Origin of the sequence: Benzoatithermus flavus (assembly GCF_037908215.1) — a bacterium.
Lineage (GTDB): Bacteria > Pseudomonadota > Alphaproteobacteria > Geminicoccales > Geminicoccaceae > Benzoatithermus > Benzoatithermus flavus.
The window spans coordinates 38,356-53,615 of the sequence record NZ_JBBLZC010000001.1; the positions used below are offsets into that span (position 1 = coordinate 38,356).

14 protein-coding genes are annotated in these 15,260 nt (G+C 71.2%); 10 read left to right on the forward strand and 4 right to left on the reverse strand.

The window, feature by feature from the left end; genetic code table 11:
* Positions 1-43: 43 nt before the first annotated feature.
* Both secG and tpiA read right to left on the reverse strand, forming a co-directional pair.
* A complete protein-coding gene (secG, locus tag U1T56_RS00175) occupies positions 44-388 on the reverse strand; it encodes a preprotein translocase subunit SecG (RefSeq protein ID WP_418157404.1) in 345 nt (114 codons plus the stop codon).
* 58 nt (positions 389-446) lie between these two features.
* The gene (tpiA, locus tag U1T56_RS00180) at positions 447-1,247 is read right to left on the reverse strand and encodes a triose-phosphate isomerase (RefSeq protein ID WP_418157405.1); all 801 of its coding nucleotides are present in this window, start codon (positions 1,245-1,247) and stop codon (positions 447-449) included.
* 110 nt (positions 1,248-1,357) lie between these two features.
* On the opposite strand from tpiA, the gene U1T56_RS00185 reads away from it, so the two are divergent.
* Entirely contained in the window at positions 1,358-3,283 is a 1,926-nt protein-coding gene (locus U1T56_RS00185) for a SurA N-terminal domain-containing protein (protein WP_418157406.1), read from the forward strand.
* Positions 3,284-3,316: 33 nt separating this feature from the next.
* Positions 3,317-4,825: an anthranilate synthase component I gene (gene trpE / locus U1T56_RS00190; RefSeq protein WP_418157407.1), complete on the forward strand. Its 1,509-nt coding sequence runs from the start codon at positions 3,317-3,319 to the stop codon at positions 4,823-4,825.
* Between the two features lie 9 nt (positions 4,826-4,834).
* Here trpE and U1T56_RS00195 read toward each other — a convergent pair whose 3' ends face one another.
* Entirely contained in the window at positions 4,835-6,178 is a 1,344-nt protein-coding gene (locus tag U1T56_RS00195; protein ID WP_418157408.1) for a divergent polysaccharide deacetylase family protein, read from the reverse strand.
* Positions 6,179-6,365: 187 nt separating this feature from the next.
* Here U1T56_RS00195 and U1T56_RS00200 point away from each other — a divergent pair, with 187 nt between their 5' ends.
* The 6 genes from U1T56_RS00200 to lexA all read left to right on the forward strand — a co-directional run bounded on the left by U1T56_RS00200 (position 6,366) and on the right by lexA (position 11,329).
* The gene (locus U1T56_RS00200; RefSeq protein WP_418157409.1) at positions 6,366-6,950 is read left to right on the forward strand and encodes an anthranilate synthase component II; all 585 of its coding nucleotides are present in this window, start codon (positions 6,366-6,368) and stop codon (positions 6,948-6,950) included.
* Entirely contained in the window at positions 6,947-7,996 is a 1,050-nt protein-coding gene (trpD, locus tag U1T56_RS00205; RefSeq protein ID WP_418157410.1) for an anthranilate phosphoribosyltransferase, read from the forward strand. The genes U1T56_RS00200 and trpD overlap by 4 nt, the downstream gene beginning before the upstream one ends.
* A complete protein-coding gene (gene trpC, locus U1T56_RS00210; RefSeq protein WP_418157411.1) occupies positions 7,993-8,793 on the forward strand; it encodes an indole-3-glycerol phosphate synthase TrpC in 801 nt (266 codons plus the stop codon). The genes trpD and trpC overlap by 4 nt, the downstream gene beginning before the upstream one ends.
* Positions 8,790-9,263, forward strand: coding sequence for a cyclic pyranopterin monophosphate synthase MoaC (gene moaC, locus U1T56_RS00215; RefSeq protein ID WP_418157412.1), 474 nt, complete (start codon positions 8,790-8,792; stop codon positions 9,261-9,263). The genes trpC and moaC overlap by 4 nt, the downstream gene beginning before the upstream one ends.
* A 1-nt stretch (position 9,264) precedes the next feature.
* On the forward strand, positions 9,265-10,476 hold the full coding sequence (locus U1T56_RS00220) for a molybdopterin molybdotransferase MoeA (protein WP_418157413.1): 1,212 nt from the start codon (positions 9,265-9,267) through the stop codon (positions 10,474-10,476).
* Between the two features lie 145 nt (positions 10,477-10,621).
* On the forward strand, positions 10,622-11,329 hold the full coding sequence (lexA, locus tag U1T56_RS00225) for a transcriptional repressor LexA (protein WP_418157414.1): 708 nt from the start codon (positions 10,622-10,624) through the stop codon (positions 11,327-11,329).
* Positions 11,330-11,332: 3 nt separating this feature from the next.
* Here lexA and ugpQ read toward each other — a convergent pair whose 3' ends face one another.
* The gene (ugpQ, locus tag U1T56_RS00230; protein ID WP_418157415.1) at positions 11,333-12,115 is read right to left on the reverse strand and encodes a glycerophosphodiester phosphodiesterase; all 783 of its coding nucleotides are present in this window, start codon (positions 12,113-12,115) and stop codon (positions 11,333-11,335) included.
* Positions 12,116-12,216: 101 nt separating this feature from the next.
* Between ugpQ and recD2 the strand changes: the two genes are divergently transcribed.
* Positions 12,217-14,448 (forward strand): SF1B family DNA helicase RecD2, encoded by a 2,232-nt coding sequence (gene recD2, locus U1T56_RS00235; protein ID WP_418157416.1) that lies wholly within the window; start codon positions 12,217-12,219, stop codon positions 14,446-14,448.
* Positions 14,445-15,239, forward strand: a complete 795-nt coding sequence (locus U1T56_RS00240) for an inositol monophosphatase family protein (protein WP_418157417.1) — start codon at positions 14,445-14,447, stop codon at positions 15,237-15,239. The genes recD2 and U1T56_RS00240 overlap by 4 nt, the downstream gene beginning before the upstream one ends.
* Positions 15,240-15,260: the final 21 nt, after the last annotated feature.

Here is a 15,260-nt window from a genome sequence, read left to right on the forward strand (position 1 = left end):
ATGGGGAGCGGGCGTCGGCAGAGGGCCATGGGAAGGAGTGCCGCTATCTGGCGATCGGGGCCGCCGGCTCGGCCGGCGCCGCGGGTGCTGCGGGCGCGGGCGCCTGAGCCGGAGCGGTCGCCGCCGGGGCCGGGTGGTCGAGGATCGAGCTGCCCTGGTGGCTGCGGCTCGCCAGGATCGCGAGCAGGAGGCTCGTGCCGATGAAGCAGGCGGCGAGGATCGCCGTGGTGCGGGTCAGGAGGTTGGCCGTCCCGCGTGCGCTCATCAACCCGCCGAACGTGCCGCCGCCGAGGCCGCTGAGCGCCCCGCCCTCGCTGCGCTGGATGAGGATCACGCCGACCAGCGCGGTCGCGATCAGGAGGTGGATGACCAGGACAACCGTAATCATGAGCTAAGCAACTGCTCCAAAGGAGAATCGGACGGGACGACCCGTCCGGTGGCCGAGATCAGGCGCCGCCGCCTGCCCGATAGATGGCGAAGAATCCGTCGGGGTCCAGGCTCGCCCCGCCGACGAGGACACCGTCCACGCCGGCCACGGCCATGATCGCACCCGCATTGTCGGCCTTGACCGAGCCGCCGTAGAGGATCGCGACCTTGTCACCGTCGCTCGCGAGCCGCTCCAGCCGGGCGCGAATCGCCGCATGGCTGCGGCCGATGTCGTCCAGCGTGGGCGTGCGGCCGGTGCCGATGGCCCAGACCGGCTCGTAGGCGACGACGACCCGCGCGGCCGAGGCGCCTTGCGGCCAGCTCTGGTCGAGCTGCCGCTCGAGGACCTCGAGCGTGCGGCCCTCGAGCCATTCGGCCTCGGTCTCGCCGATGCACAGGATCGCGAGAAGGCCCGCTTCCAGTGCCGCCTGCACCTTCGCCCTGACGAGCGCGTCGGTCTCGCCGAGCCCGTGCCGGCGCTCGGAATGGCCGACGATCACGGCGACGGCACCGGCGTCTTTCAGCATGGGTGCGCTGATCGAGCCGGTGAAGGCGCCCTTGGGCTTGTCGTGGCAGTCCTGCCCGCCGACCAGAATGCCGGTGCCGGCGAGCTGGGCCGCGACCTCGGCCAGGACCGTCGCCGGGGGGAACACGCCGAGCGTGGCGGACGGCCGGCCCACGCGCTCGGCGAGCCCGCCGGCCAGCGCCTTGGCCTCCGCGCGCAGGCCGTGCATCTTCCAGTTGCCGAACACGATCGGTCGCGCGAGCGCCATCTTCTGATCCATCGCAGCCGTGAAGCCGGCGGCTAGGTAACACACCATGCCCGAGCTTTCCAGCTTGGCGGCGCCGAGTCGCCGGGTGTTGCCGTAGGTCCGCCTTGCCCATATTGTCGCGGTCCGCTGCGGGCTCGGCCAAGAGCTCTCGCGGCGGCATGCAACGCAACCACGGCGGCTCTTCATCCATGCTCGATGCCCTGCGCACGCACGCCACCGGTCCGGTGGCGAAGGTGCTGTTCGGAATCCTCGTCGTCAGCTTCGCGATCTGGGGCATCGGCGACATCTTCAGAGCGCCGCACGGCGGCGGATCGCTGGCACGGGTCGACGGCACCGACATCACGGCCCGCGAGGTCACGAACGAGTTCGAGAATCGCTGGCGCCAGCTACAGCAGCAGTTCGGCAACAATCTCGACCGGCGCGCTGCGGTGAGCCTCGGACTCATGAACGAGGCGCTCGAGGCCGCGATCGCGCGCCGGCTGGTCGACGCGCACGCCCACGACCTCAAGCTCACCGTGGCCGACGAGACCATCGCCGCGCAGATCCGCGACAATCCTTCCTTCCAGGGGACGAGCGGCTTCGACCGGCAGACCTTCCAGATGTTCCTGCGCTCGATCGGCCTGAGCGAGCAGGACTACGTCGCGGCCCTGCGCGCCGAGATGATCCGGGACCGCCTGATCGACGCCATGACCGGCCCGCTCGCCGTACCCGGCACGCTCGTGAGGAAGCTGGTCGAGTACCGGCAGGAGCAGCGGCGCGGCAAGGCGCTCGTCGTGAACGCCGGCGACATCCAGGTGGAAGCGCCCGGCGAGGAAGCACTCCAGGCTTATCTCGACGAGCACGTCAAGGATTACGAAGCACCCGAGTACCGCGATGTCACCCTGCTCGTGCTGCGGCCCGAAGATCTCCTGAACGAGATCGAGGTCAGCGATGCGGACGTACGTGCGGCCTACGACAGCAGGGCGGCGCAGTACAAGAAGCCGGAGCAGCGCAAGCTCGAGCAGCTCCTCGCGAACGACGAGGCCACGATCAGGCGCGCCGCGGAGATGGTGGCTTCGGGCCAGAGCTTCGCGGCCGTGGCCGAGGCGCTGAAGGGGGCGGGTGTCGAGCGCTCCGAGCTCGGCCCGCTCGCTGAGGGCGACCTGCCCGAGGCCCTGGAGCAGCCGGTCTGGTCGCTGCCCGAGGGCGGCGTCAGCCAGCCCGTGCAGACCCCCTTCGGCTGGCACCTCGTCCGGGTGACGCAGATCAGGCCCGAGGAGACCCAACCCTTCGACGCGGTGAAGGACGAAATCCGCCGCGAGCTGGCGCTCGAGCGGGCATCGAACCAGCTTCCCGACCTCGCGACCAAGCTCGACGACGAGATCGCCGCCGGTACGCCGATCGACGAGGCCGGCAGGAAGCTCGGGATCGAGGTCCTGAAGCTCCAGAAGATCGACCGCACCGGCCACAGCCCGGCCAAGGAGCGCCTCGCCGCCGACCGGCTCACCGGCGAGATGCTGAACACGATCTTCGCCGCCCGGCAGGGCGAGACCTCGCTGCTCGAGCAGACGCCGGACGGCCGTTACTACATGTACCGGGTGGATGCCGTGGAGCCGGCGCGCCCGCGCACGCTGGCCGAGGTCAGGGACGAGGTGGCGAAGGCGTGGACCGCCACCGAGCAGAGGAAGCGCGCGCGGGCCAAGGCCGAGGAGCTCTCGAAGCAGGCGACCTCGCCCGCCTCGCTCGACCAGCTCGCGCAGGGCGAGAAGGGTGTCGAGATCGTGGCGATCGGGCCCGTCATCCGCTCGGACGATGCGGCGCTGCTCGGGCTCAACGGCGATGCCGTGCACGCCCTGTTCGCGACCGAGCCCGGCAAGGTCGCAGGGTCGGTGGTGGACGTGCCCAAGGGCTCGGCCATCGTCGCCACCGAGGAGATCGTCCCGGCCAAGCCCGAGCCGGCCCTGCTGAACGCCACCGAGACCCTGGTGCTCAACGCGATGCGGGGCGAGCTGCTCCAGGCCTACGAGGCCGCGCTCCGCAAGCGCTATTCGGTCTCGATCGACCAGCAGGCGCTGGCGAAGCTCATGGAGCAGCAGGCGCAGTGACGCCGGTGCGGGCAGCGAGAAAGCCATAAAGCCATGGATACCCGACCCGATCTCGAGGGCTTCACCGCCGCCTACGAGCGCGGCCAGGCGCAGGTGGTCTCGGCCTCGCTCGTGGCCGACCTAGAGACGCCGGTCTCGGCGCTCCTCAAGCTGGCCGAGGGCCGCCCCTACAGCTTCCTGCTCGAGAGTGTGACGGGCGGTGCGGTCCGCGGCCGCTACTCGATCCTGGGCATCAAGCCCGATCTGGTCTGGCGCTGCCGCGGCAACCGGGCAGAGATCAACCGAAGTGCCCGCTTCGATCGCGATGCCTTCGAGCCCTGCCCGGAGCCATCGCTCGAGAGCCTGCGCCGGCTCGTGGCCGAGAGCCGGATCGAGCTGCCGGACCATCTACCGCCGATGGCGGCGGGGCTGTTCGGGCACATGGCCTACGACATGGTGCGGCTGGTCGAGCGCCTGCCCGAGAAGAACCGGGACCGGCTGGGCCTGCCCGATGCCGTGTTCCTGCGCCCCACCGTGATGGCGATCTTCGACAATATCGAGGATCGGGTCACGATGGTGACACCGGTCTGGCCCAGCGCCGAGCTTTCCGCCCGTGCGGCCTATGCGTCAGCCTGCGAGCGGCTGGCCGACGCCATCGCCGACATGGGCCGCGGCATCAGCCTCGCCCCGCTCAGGACCGCGAGTCCGCCGCCCGAGCCGGTCTCGAACGTCACCCGCGAGCAGTATCACGCGATGGTCGAGCGGGCGAAGGAGTACATCCGGGCGGGCGACATCTTCCAGGTCGTGCCCTCGCAACGCTTCGAGCTGCCATTCCACCTGCCGCCCGTCGCCCTCTACCGCGCGCTGCGCCGGCTGAACCCCTCGCCTTTCCTGTTCTTCCTCGACCTCGACGGCTATGCGCTGGTGGGCTCGAGCCCGGAGATCCTGGTCCGGCTGCGGGACGGCAAGGTGACGATCCGCCCGATCGCGGGCACGCGCCGACGGGGTGCGACCAGGGCCGAGGACGAGGAGCTTGCGAAGGATCTCCTGAGCGATCCCAAGGAACTCGCCGAGCATCTCATGCTGCTCGACCTCGGACGCAACGACGTCGGCCGCGTGGCGCAGATCGGGACCGTGAAGGTCACCGAGAAGATGATCGTCGAATATTACAGCCACGTCATGCACATCGTCTCGAACGTGGAAGGGACGATCCGGCCCGAGTGCGACGCGCTCGATGCGCTGATGGCGGGCTTTCCGGCCGGCACCACGACCGGTGCGCCGAAGGTGCGGGCGATGGAGATCATCGAGGAGCTCGAGCCCGAGCGGCGCGGCTTCTATGCCGGTGCAGTGGGCTATTTCGCCGCCGACGGCAACATGGACAGCTGCATCGCGCTCCGGACCGCGCTCGTGAAGGACGGGCGAATGTACGTCCAGGCCGGGGGCGGCGTGGTCTGGGACAGCGACCCCGAGGCCGAGTACCAGGAGAGCTGCAACAAGGCCAAGGCCTTGATCCGCGCCGCCGAAGAGGCGGTGCGGTTCGCGAACGGCGGCGGGGGGCGCTGAGGCGCCGCATCAGCAGGCGGGCACGGGCGGGCAGTCGCCGTTGCCGCAGGCGCTGACCGGGATCGGCTCTGCCGGCGGGCGGCAGCGACTGCGGGCGATCAGCTCGCCCGCGCGCACGATCCGCAGGCCGCGCGTCTCGGCCTGCGGCAGCCAGCTCTCGAGCACCTCCAGCGTCGCCGGATGCGGATGGCCGATGGCGAGCGCCTGCCCGCGGCGCCGCGCCAGGCGCTCGGCCGCATCGAGCTGACGGTGCACCGCGGCCGGGTCGGGCTCGTTGTCGAGAAACACGTCGCGGCCCGCGTGCGGCAGGTCGAGCCGCTCGGCGAGCGTCGTTCCCACCGAGAGCGGCGAGGTGCGGCTGTCGACGAAGACGAGGCCGCGCCGCCCGATCTCCTCGAGCACCGCCATCATCACCCCAGGGTCGGACGAGGCGCGGCTGCCCATGTGGTTGTTGACGCCCACGGCCTGCGGCAGCCGCCCGAACGCCCAGGCGAGACGGCGGTGCAACTCCGCGGGCTCGAGGTTCGTCAGGATGGCGTTGGGCCCGGGATCCTCGTCGCCCTCGGGCTCCATCGGCAGGTGGAGGAAGATCTCGTGGCCGTGCGCCTTCGCGGCGGCGACGAGCCCGTCGAGCCCCGCGGCATAAGGCAGGAACGACAGGGTCACGGGCCGCGGCAGCCGGGTCGCGCGCTGGCTCGGAGCCGCGGCCGGGCCGACATCGTCGATGACGATCGCGAGCATCGGCGCATCCTTCGGCGCCGGCTCGGGCCGGGGCGGCGGCGGAGGCGGCAGGACCAGGGTGGCGAGCCGGGTGGCGGACGACAGCGGTGGCCGGGGCACGAAACGCGGCGGCTCGGCGGGTGGCGCCGCCCGCGCTTCCGGCCCGAGCGGTGCCATGGCCGCCGGGGGCGGCTCCGGGGCGGGCCCGGCCGGTGTCGGAGGCGGAGCTTGGCGCGTGGGCGGCTCGAGAGAGGCCACGGCCGGCGGCGCCGGCTCGGCGGGCGGCCGCGGCAGCGGGCCGAAGGCCCACTTTTCGGGCTCGAGACCGCTCGGGAGCACGAAGCGCGGGCTCGCCGAGAGGCTCGGCACCTCACCTTGCGCCTCGGCCATCGTCACCGCGTCCTCCATGGGCAGGCCTAGCGCCCTGCGCACGGGATCGGTGCGATAGAAGGTCGGCCGGCGCTCCGGCCCGGTGAGCGCCACGAGCACGACGACGCAGGAGACCACGATCGCGAAGGCACCGGCGAGATTTCTCGACCGGAACGTCCGTCGCAGCCGGCGCAGCAGCCGGCCCGCGCGCCGCGAGGAGCGCCGCCGTCTGGCTCGTGCCTCGTCCCCTGCCGGTGGAGTCACGCGTTCGGACCTTGGATCCTGGCTGCCGATTGTGCGATGAACCTAGTGGACGGCTCCGCCGGCCGGAAGCGCTTTTCGCACTTGCGAACGGTACTCCCGGGCGGCACGGCGCTTGACGGCGCGGACGGCGGCAGGCTTCCTTGCGGCACGTGCGCATGCGGCTCCTGCTCTTGATGCGAAAGCGACGATGCTCCTCCTGATCGACAACTACGACAGCTTCACCTACAACCTCGTCCATTATCTCGGGGAGCTCGGAGCCGAGACCGTCGTCTGGCGCAACGACGCGCTCACCGTGCAGGATGCGATCGCGATGCGCCCGGATGCGATCGTGATCTCGCCGGGCCCGTGCGATCCCGACAGGGCCGGCATCACCCTGCCCCTGATCCGGGCGGCGGCGGAGCGCATCCCGATCCTGGGCGTGTGCCTCGGCCATCAGGCGATCGCCCAGGCCTTCGGTGCGGTGATCGACCGGGCGAAGCAGGTCATGCACGGCAAGCTGAGTCCGATTCTGCACGACGGCACCGGCGTGTTCCGGGACCTGCCCTCCCCGTTCGCGGCGACGCGCTATCATTCGCTGGTCGCCGTGCCCGAGACCGTGCCCTCTTGCCTCAAGGTCAATGCCTGGACCGAGGACGGCACGATCATGGGCCTGCGGCACGAGAACCTGCCGATCCACGGCGTGCAGTTCCATCCCGAGAGCATCGAGACGAAGCACGGACACCGGCTCTTACGGAACTTCCTCGAGCTCGCCCGCGTGGGAGTTCCGGCATGACGGCCGAGCTGCAGCGCTTCAGGCAGCTCATCGCCAAAGCGGCGACGGGCGCTCCTCTCGCGTTCGAAGAAGCGCGAGCGGCCTTCGACATCATGATGACCGGCAACGCCACGCCGGCGCAGGTGGCAGGCCTTCTGATGGCGCTTCGCGTGCGCGGCGAGACGGTCGACGAGATCACGGCGGGCGCGCTCTCCTTGCGCGAGCGCATGGCCCGGCTGCAGGCGCCCGCAGGGGCGATCGACACCTGCGGCACGGGCGGCGATGCCGCCGGCACCTACAACATCTCGACCGCGGCAGCACTCGTGGTGGCGGGCGCGGGGGTGCCCGTCGCCAAGCACGGCAATCGCAGCCTGTCCTCGAAATCGGGCTCGGCCGAGGTGCTGGCCCAGCTTGGTGTCAACATCGACGCCGAGTTCCCCGTGATCGAGCAGGCGATGCGCGAGGCCGGGATCGGCTTCATGATGGCGCCGCGCCACCACGGCGCCATGCGCCACGTGGCGGGCCCGCGCGTCGAGCTCGGTACGCGCACGATCTTCAACCTCTTAGGCCCGCTCGCGAACCCGGCCGGCGTCGAGCGTCAGCTCATGGGCGTGTTCGCGGCCGAGTGGGTCGAGCCCTTGGCGCACGTGCTGGGCCGGCTCGGCTCCCGCTTCGCCTGGGTCGTCCACGGCAGCGACGGGCTCGACGAGCTCACCACGACGGGCCCGACGCTCGTGGCCGAGTGGGACGGCAGCCGGGTCAGGACGTTCGAGGTGACGCCCGAGGACGCCGGCCTGCCGCGCGCCCGGCCCGAGGATCTCAAGGGCGGCGATCCGGCCCACAATGCCGATGCGATCCGGGCCGTGCTCGAGGGCATGAAAGGACCGTTCCGCGATGCGGTCGTGCTGAGCGCCGCCGGTGCCCTCCTGGTCGCCGGCCGGGTCCGCTCCCTGCGCGAAGGTGCCGCTCTCGCGGCGCGTTCGATCGACGAGGGAACGGCCGCAAGGGCGCTCGAGCGTCTGATCCGCATCACCAACCTCCCGCACGGATCCGCGGCCGAGCCATGAGCGACGTCCTCGCCGAGATCTGCGAGCACAAGCGGGCGCACGTCGCCGCCATGAAGGCGGAGCGGCCGCTCGCCCGGCTCGAGGCCGAGCTGCCGGCGGAACCGCCGCGCGGCTTCGGGCGGGCGCTGCGGGCGGCACGCGCCGCCGGGCGGCACGCGCTCATCGCCGAGATCAAGAAGGCCTCGCCGAGCAAGGGGCTGATCCGGGCCGACTTCGCCCCCGCGATGCTCGCCGAGGCCTATGCGGCCGGCGGAGCGACCTGCCTCTCGGTGCTCACCGACGAGCCCTACTTCCAGGGCAGGGACGAGTACCTGGCCGCGGCCCGCGCCGCCGTGCCCTTGCCGGCTTTGCGCAAGGACTTCATGCTCGACCCCTGGCAGATCGTGGAATCGCGCTGGCTCGGGGCCGACTGCGTGCTGCTCATCATGGCCTGCCTCGACGACGGCGCCGCGCGCGAGCTCGCCGCCGCGGCCATGGAGCTCGGCATGGACGTGCTGGTCGAGGTGCACGACGCGGCCGAGCTCGACCGGGCGCTGCTCCTGCCCGAGACGGCGCTGCTCGGCATCAACAACCGCGACCTGAAGAGCCTGAAGGTCGATCTCGCCACCTTCGAGCGGCTGGCGCCGCGGGTGCCGAAGGATCGCCTCCTCGTCGCCGAGAGCGGGCTCTACGGCCATGCCGACCTCGCGCGCATGGCGGCCGCGGGCGCGGGGGCCTACCTCGTCGGCGAGAGCCTGATGCGCGAGGCGGACGTCACGGCCGCGACCCGGCGGCTGCTCGGGTCGGAGGCTGCATGAGCGGGCTCACCCACATCGATTCCGCCGGCAACGCGGTGATGGTCGACGTCTCGGCGAAGGACGTCACCGAGCGCACCGCGACGGCCGAGGGCCGCATCGTCATGGCGCCCGCGACCCTGGCACGGATCAAGGAGCGCGGCTTCAAGAAGGGCGACGTGCTCGGCGTGGCGCAGCTCGCCGGGATCATGGGTGCGAAACGCACGGCCGATCTGATTCCTCTGTGCCATCCCCTGCCGCTCGCTTCCGTCAAGGTCGAGCTCGAGCCTTTGGAGGAGGCGGTCCTGATCCGGGCGACCTGCAAGGTCACGGGTCGCACCGGGGTCGAGATGGAGGCGCTGACCGCCGTGGCGGTGGCGGCGCTCACCGTCTACGACATGTGCAAGGCCGTGGACAAAGCGATGCGCATCACCGACGTCCGGCTCGTCCACAAGGCGGGCGGCCGGTCCGGCGAATACCGGGCGGAGGGCTGACATGTTGCCCGTGGCCGAGGCGCAAGCGCGCATCCTCGCTCCCTTGCGTACCATGCCGGTCGAGTGGGTGGCGCTGCCCGAGGCCCTGGGCCGGGTGTTGGCGCAGGACCTTCTCGCCCGACGCGACCAGCCGCCGGTGGCGGTCTCGGCCATGGACGGCTACGCCGTGCGTGCGGCCGACACGGAAGAGGCCGGGCGGGTCTTCCGGCTCGTCGGCGAGGCGCCGGCGGGCGGGAGCTTCCAGGGGCTCGTCGGTCCGTTCGAGACGGTCAGGATCTTCACCGGCGCACCGCTGCCGGCCGGGACCGATGCGGTCCAGATCCAGGAGAACGCCACCGTCGCGGGCGACGAGGTCCGCTTCGACGGTCCCGTCGCTCCCGGCGCCTTCGTCCGCCCGGCCGGGCTCGACTTCACGCTCGGCTGGAAAGGACTCGCCGCCGGAACCGTGCTCGATCCCCGAGCGCTGGGCCTTGCCGCCGCGATGGGGCATCTCTGGCTGCCGGTGCGGCGGCGGCCGCGGATCGGGCTCCTCGCCACCGGCAACGAGCTGCGCTGGCCCGGCGAGACGCCCGAAGGCAGTCAGATCGTCAGCTCCAACACGACCACACTCGCCGCCATGGTGAGCGGCTGGGGGGCGATTCCGGTCGATCTCGGCATCTGCCCGGACGAGAGTGCCGCTCTGATCGAGCGGCTGCGCGACGCCGCCGGGCTCGATCTGCTCGTCACGACCGGGGGCGCCTCGGTCGGCGATTACGATCTCGTTCAGGCGGCGCTGGAGGCGGAAGGGCTCGCGCTGGATTTCTGGAAAATCGCGATGCGGCCGGGCAAGCCGCTCCTGTTCGGCAGCCTGGGTGCGCTGCACGTGCTGGGCTTTCCGGGCAATCCCGTGAGCACGGGCGTGTGCGCCATCGTTTTCCTGCGGGCGGCGCTGCAGCGGATGCTCGGCCTGCCGCCGGGGCTCCGCCACGGCGAGGCCCGGCTCGCGAACGCGCTCGCCGCCAACGACCGGCGGCAGGACTATCTGCGCGGCTTTCGGGTGCGGGGCGGAGGCGAGGACCGGGTCGAGACCGCTGGCCGGCAGGACAGCTCGATGTTCGCGACCTTCGCCGCGGCCGACGTGCTCGTGGTGCGTTCGCCGTTCGATCCGCCGAAGGCGCCGGGCGATACGGTCGCGATCGTCGATCTGCGCGAGGTTCTCGCGAGCCTGCGGTGAGGCGGTGCCACGCGTACCCGTTCGCCTGCGCTGCCCGCATACCCCCGCTGCGCCGGATCACCGCTTTCCGCCTTGATCGTACATGCGAACTAAAGTAGAACATTTCCCGATGCTCCGGACAGCGCGAGACCATGGGGAGGGTGGCGTGCTCACGCAACGCCAACTGCAGTTGCTCAAGTTCATCGAAGACTATGTACGCGAGCACAATGTCTCGCCCTCGTTCGAGGAGATGAGGTTCGCTTTACGGTTGCGCTCGAAATCGGGCATTCATCGGCTCATCCAGGGACTGGAGGAGCGAGGTTACATTCGGCGCCTCGCCTATCGCGCGCGAGCGCTGGAGGTGGTGAAGCCCGTCTCGGAAGCACCCGCCGAGCCCGCGACGGCACCGCTCGAAGCAGCCTCCAACGTCGTTCGCGGTCTGTTCCGCCGTTCCCGCCCGGAGCCGGCCCTGCCGGATGCTCCTGCCGTCGCCGCCACGGTGCTTCCGCTCTATGGCCGGATCGCCGCCGGCACGCCGATCGAGGCTCTCGCCGACACCAGCGCCTCGATCGAGGTGCCGAGCCTGCTCCTCGGGCACGGCGAGCACTACGTGCTCCAGGTGACCGGCGATTCGATGATCGAGGCCGGCATCTTCGACGGCGATCTCGCGATCATCCAGCGCTGCGACGACGCCGAGAACGGAGCCATCGTGGTGGCGCTCGTCGACGATCGCGAGGTGACGCTGAAGCGGCTCCGGCGCCGGGGTGCTTCGATCGCGCTCGAGCCCGCCAACGCCAACTACGAGATCCGGATCTTCGGACCGCACCAGGTCAAGATCCAGGGCCGGCTCGTGGGCCTGCTGCGCCGCTACTGAGCTTCAAAGCCCGGCGAGCAGCGTGTCGGGCGCATCCGTGAACACGGCCGCCGCACCGCTCTTCAGGAGCTCGGCGGCGCGCGTCGCCGTGTTCACGGTGTAGAGCAGCACCGGCACCCCGCGCTCGGCCAGAAGATGCAGGGTCGCGAGGCTCACCTTGGCGTGGTCGAGGTGGAGCGTGGCGCAATCCAGCGCCTGCAGCGCCTCCTCCCAGTCGGCGGGCAGCTCCTCGGCCAGAAGCCCGCGCGGAATCGAGGGTGCCGTGCGTCGGGCCGCCTCCAGCGCCGGGTGCTCGAAGCTCGAGAGCAGAAGGCGCGGGCCGTCGGTCGGCCAGGTCCTGGCCAGCATCCGGGCCACGGCCTCGCCGGTCGCGACCTCGCGGCCTTTGGCCGGCTTGATCTCGACATTGGCGTGCAGCCCGAGCTCGAGGAGAACGGCGATGGCCTCCTCGAGCGTGGGCACGCGCTCGCCGGCGAAAGCCGGCGCGAACCAGGCGCCGGCGTCGAGTGCTCGGAGCTCGGCCAGCGTGTGGTCGGCCACGCGGCCGCGGCCGCTCGTGGTCCGTTCCAGGGTTTCGTCGTGGATCAGGACGGGCACGCCGTCCTTCGTCAGCATGACGTCGAACTCGACCCAGCGCGCACCCAGCTCGTGCGCCTTCCTGAGGCCCGCCAGCGTGTTCTCGGGTGCGCGCGCCGCGGCTCCCCGATGGCCGATGACGGGCGAGAGATCCGGCGTGGCGCTCTGTCCGCCGGGTGACCAGGGCTGCCAACCGTCCTCGCGCATCATCGCCTCCGTCGCTATGGTACGCGCTCCTCGCAGGGGTGGTCTTTTCACGCCCGGCATGATCGGGCAAGAGCGACGGCGAGGGACCGAAGGCGAAACGAGGCATGGAGCGCCCGGCCGGAATGGCGCCGCAGGATGCAGTCGAGGGGGGCGGATCGCCGCCGGAGGTGCTGGCCGGCGTGGTGGATCGCGTCCTGTTCGAGCGGGCGGAGACCGGCTACCGCGTGCTGCGCGTGCGCGCCGCGGGCGAGGCCACCCCCGTGGTCGTGGTGGGCGTCCTGCCGCCGGCCGAGCCGGGCGAGCTGATCCGGGCCGAGGGGACCTGGTACAACGACAAGACCTGGGGCCGGCAGTTCCGTGCCGGCTCCGTGTCGATCGCGGCACCGGCGAGCGAGGCCGGGCTCGTGGCCTATCTCGGCTCGGGACGGATCAAAGGGATCGGCGAGGAGCTGGCCAAGCGCTTGGTCGAGCATTTCGGGACCAGGCTCGGCGAGATCATCGAGAAGGAGCCGGCGCGCCTACGGGAGGTCGAGGGTGTGGGCCCCAAGATCGCCGCCCGACTGCGGGAGGCCTGGCAGGGCCAGCGCCGAGCCCGCGAAACGCTCATGTTCCTCGCCGAGCACGGGCTCTCGCAGACGCGCGCCGCCCGTATCCTCGACGCCTACGGGCTCGATGCGATCGCGACGGTGCGCCGCGATCCCTACCGGCTCGCCCGCGACATACGTGGCATCGGCTTCGCCACCGCCGACGAGATCGCGCTCCGGCTCGGGGTCGCCCCGGATTCGCCGCAGCGCACCGGTGCCGCCATGGCCGAGGTCCTGCGTGTGGCGGCCGACGAGGGGCACACCGCGCTTCCCCGGCACGAGGCGCGCAGCCGGCTCGCCGAGCTTCTGGATACGGAACCTTCCCTGGTCGATGCCGGCATCGCCCGCGAGCTCGAGGCCGGGCGGCTGGTCGAACTCGTCGTGGACGAGCGCGAGCATTACCTGATGCTGAGCGAGCTCGACCGCGCCGAGGAGACGGTGGCGAGCCGCCTCGTGGCGCTCGCGACCGGCACGCCGCCCTGGAATCCGCCCGAGCTCATCGCTGCCATCGCCAAGAGCGAGGCGGCACTGGGCGTGGCGCTCGCAGCAAGCCAGCAGGAGGCGATCGCCCGCGCCGTCCACAGCAAGCTGCTCGTGATCACGGGCGGCCCCGGCACCGGCAAGACCACGCTCGTGCGCGGCATCCTCGCGGCGCTGGACGAGCCGGACCTGCGCGTCGTGCTGGCGGCACCCACGGGCCGCGCCGCGCGGCGGCTCGCCGAGAGCACCGGGCGCGAGGCCAGGACACTGCACCGGCTGCTCGAGGCCGACCCCGAGCACGGCTGCTTCCGGCGCCATGCCGGGCGGCCGCTCGAGGCCGATCTCGTCGTCGTCGACGAGGCCTCGATGATCGACACCCAGCTTCTCTCCGCCCTTCTCCAGGCGCTGCCGGAAGAAGCGGCGCTGCTTCTCGTGGGCGACGTCGATCAGCTTCCCTCGATCGGGCCGGGGCAGGTCCTCGCCGACCTGATCGCCTCGGGCGTCCTGCCCGTGATCCGGCTCGCCGAGATCTTCCGCCAGGCGGCCGAGAGCGGGATCGTCCGCAACGCGCACCGGATCAACCGGGGCGAGGTGCCGGTCTTCGCGCGCCCGGAGGACGGGCAGCTCGCCGATTTCTACGGCATCCGGGTGGCAGGCCCGGAGGATGCCGAGGAGAAGCTCGTCGAGCTCGTGACGGAGCGCATCCCGCAGCGTTTCGGCCTCGATCCTCTGAGCGAAGTCCAGGTGCTGACCCCGATGAACCGCGGGCGGATGGGCACCCAGTCGCTGAACGAGATCCTGCAGCGGCGGCTGAACCCCTCGCCTTTCCTGTCGCTCGTGCGCGGCCAGACGCGGTTCTCGCTCGGTGACAAGGTCATGCAGCTCGAGAACGACTACGAGCGCGAGGTCTACAACGGCGACATCGGGCGGATCACCGGCCTCGATCCCAAGGCCCAGACGCTCGAGGTGACGATGGACGGCCGCCCGCTCACCTACGGCGCCGACGAGCTCGACCAGCTCGCCTTGGCCTACGCGGTCACCGTCCACAAGGCGCAAGGCTCGGAGTACCCGGCCGTGGTGGTGCCGCTCCTGCGCCAGCACGGTCGCATGCTGCGCCGCAATCTGCTCTATACCGCCATCACCCGTGCCAGAGCGCTCGTCGTGCTCCTCACCGAACCCGACGCGCTCGAACGCGCGGTCTGGAACACGACCGACCTCCGCCGGACGACGCTGCTCCGGCAACGCCTGATCGACAAGGGAAGCAGGGTATGATGGACCCGCAGGAGCTCGATGCGCGCCTCGAGGCAGCGATCCCGGCCGTCCGGGCTGCGGGCCGGCTGGCGCTGGAGCACTTTCTGAATCGCGACCGGCTCGCGATCGAGCACAAAGGGCAGCAGGATCTGGTCAGCATCGCCGACCGAGCGGTCGAGGACCTGTTGCGCCGGGAGCTGAACGCCCTGTTCCCCGAAGACGCGATCCTGGGCGAGGAGGGTGGCGGCGAGGACGCACCCCGGAGCTGGGTGCTCGACCCGATCGACGGCACCTTCAACTTCCTCAAGGGAATCCCCTGCTGGGGCGTGGTCGCGGCCTATGTCGTCGACGGCAGGACCCTGATCGGGATCACCTACGATCCCGTCCACGACGAGCTGTTCACCGCCCGGCGTGGCGGCGGAGCGTTCAGGAACGGCACGCCGATCCGGGTCTCCGGGAACACGAGCGTCGACACCTCCTGCCTGGCGCTGGCCTACAGCTTCAGGCAGCCCAAGGAGACCTATGTCGGGCTCGTCAAGCAGGCGCTCGACCAGGGCTTCGAGCATCGCCGCATGGGCTCGACCGCGATCCAGCTCTGCTGGGTTGCGGACGGCCGCTGCGACGGGATCGCAACCCTCTTGTGCTCGTCCTGGGACGTGCTGGCCGGGTTGATCCTGGTCGAGGAGGCGGGCGGCCGCGCCACCGACTTCCTCGGCGCTTACGGCCTTCTCGGCAAGGGCGGGATCATCGCCTGCACGCCGGCCCTCGCCCCCGAGCTCGAGGCGGTGAGCGGGCTGGTGCTGCCGCGCTGAGGACAGAAAGGCCCCGGGCCC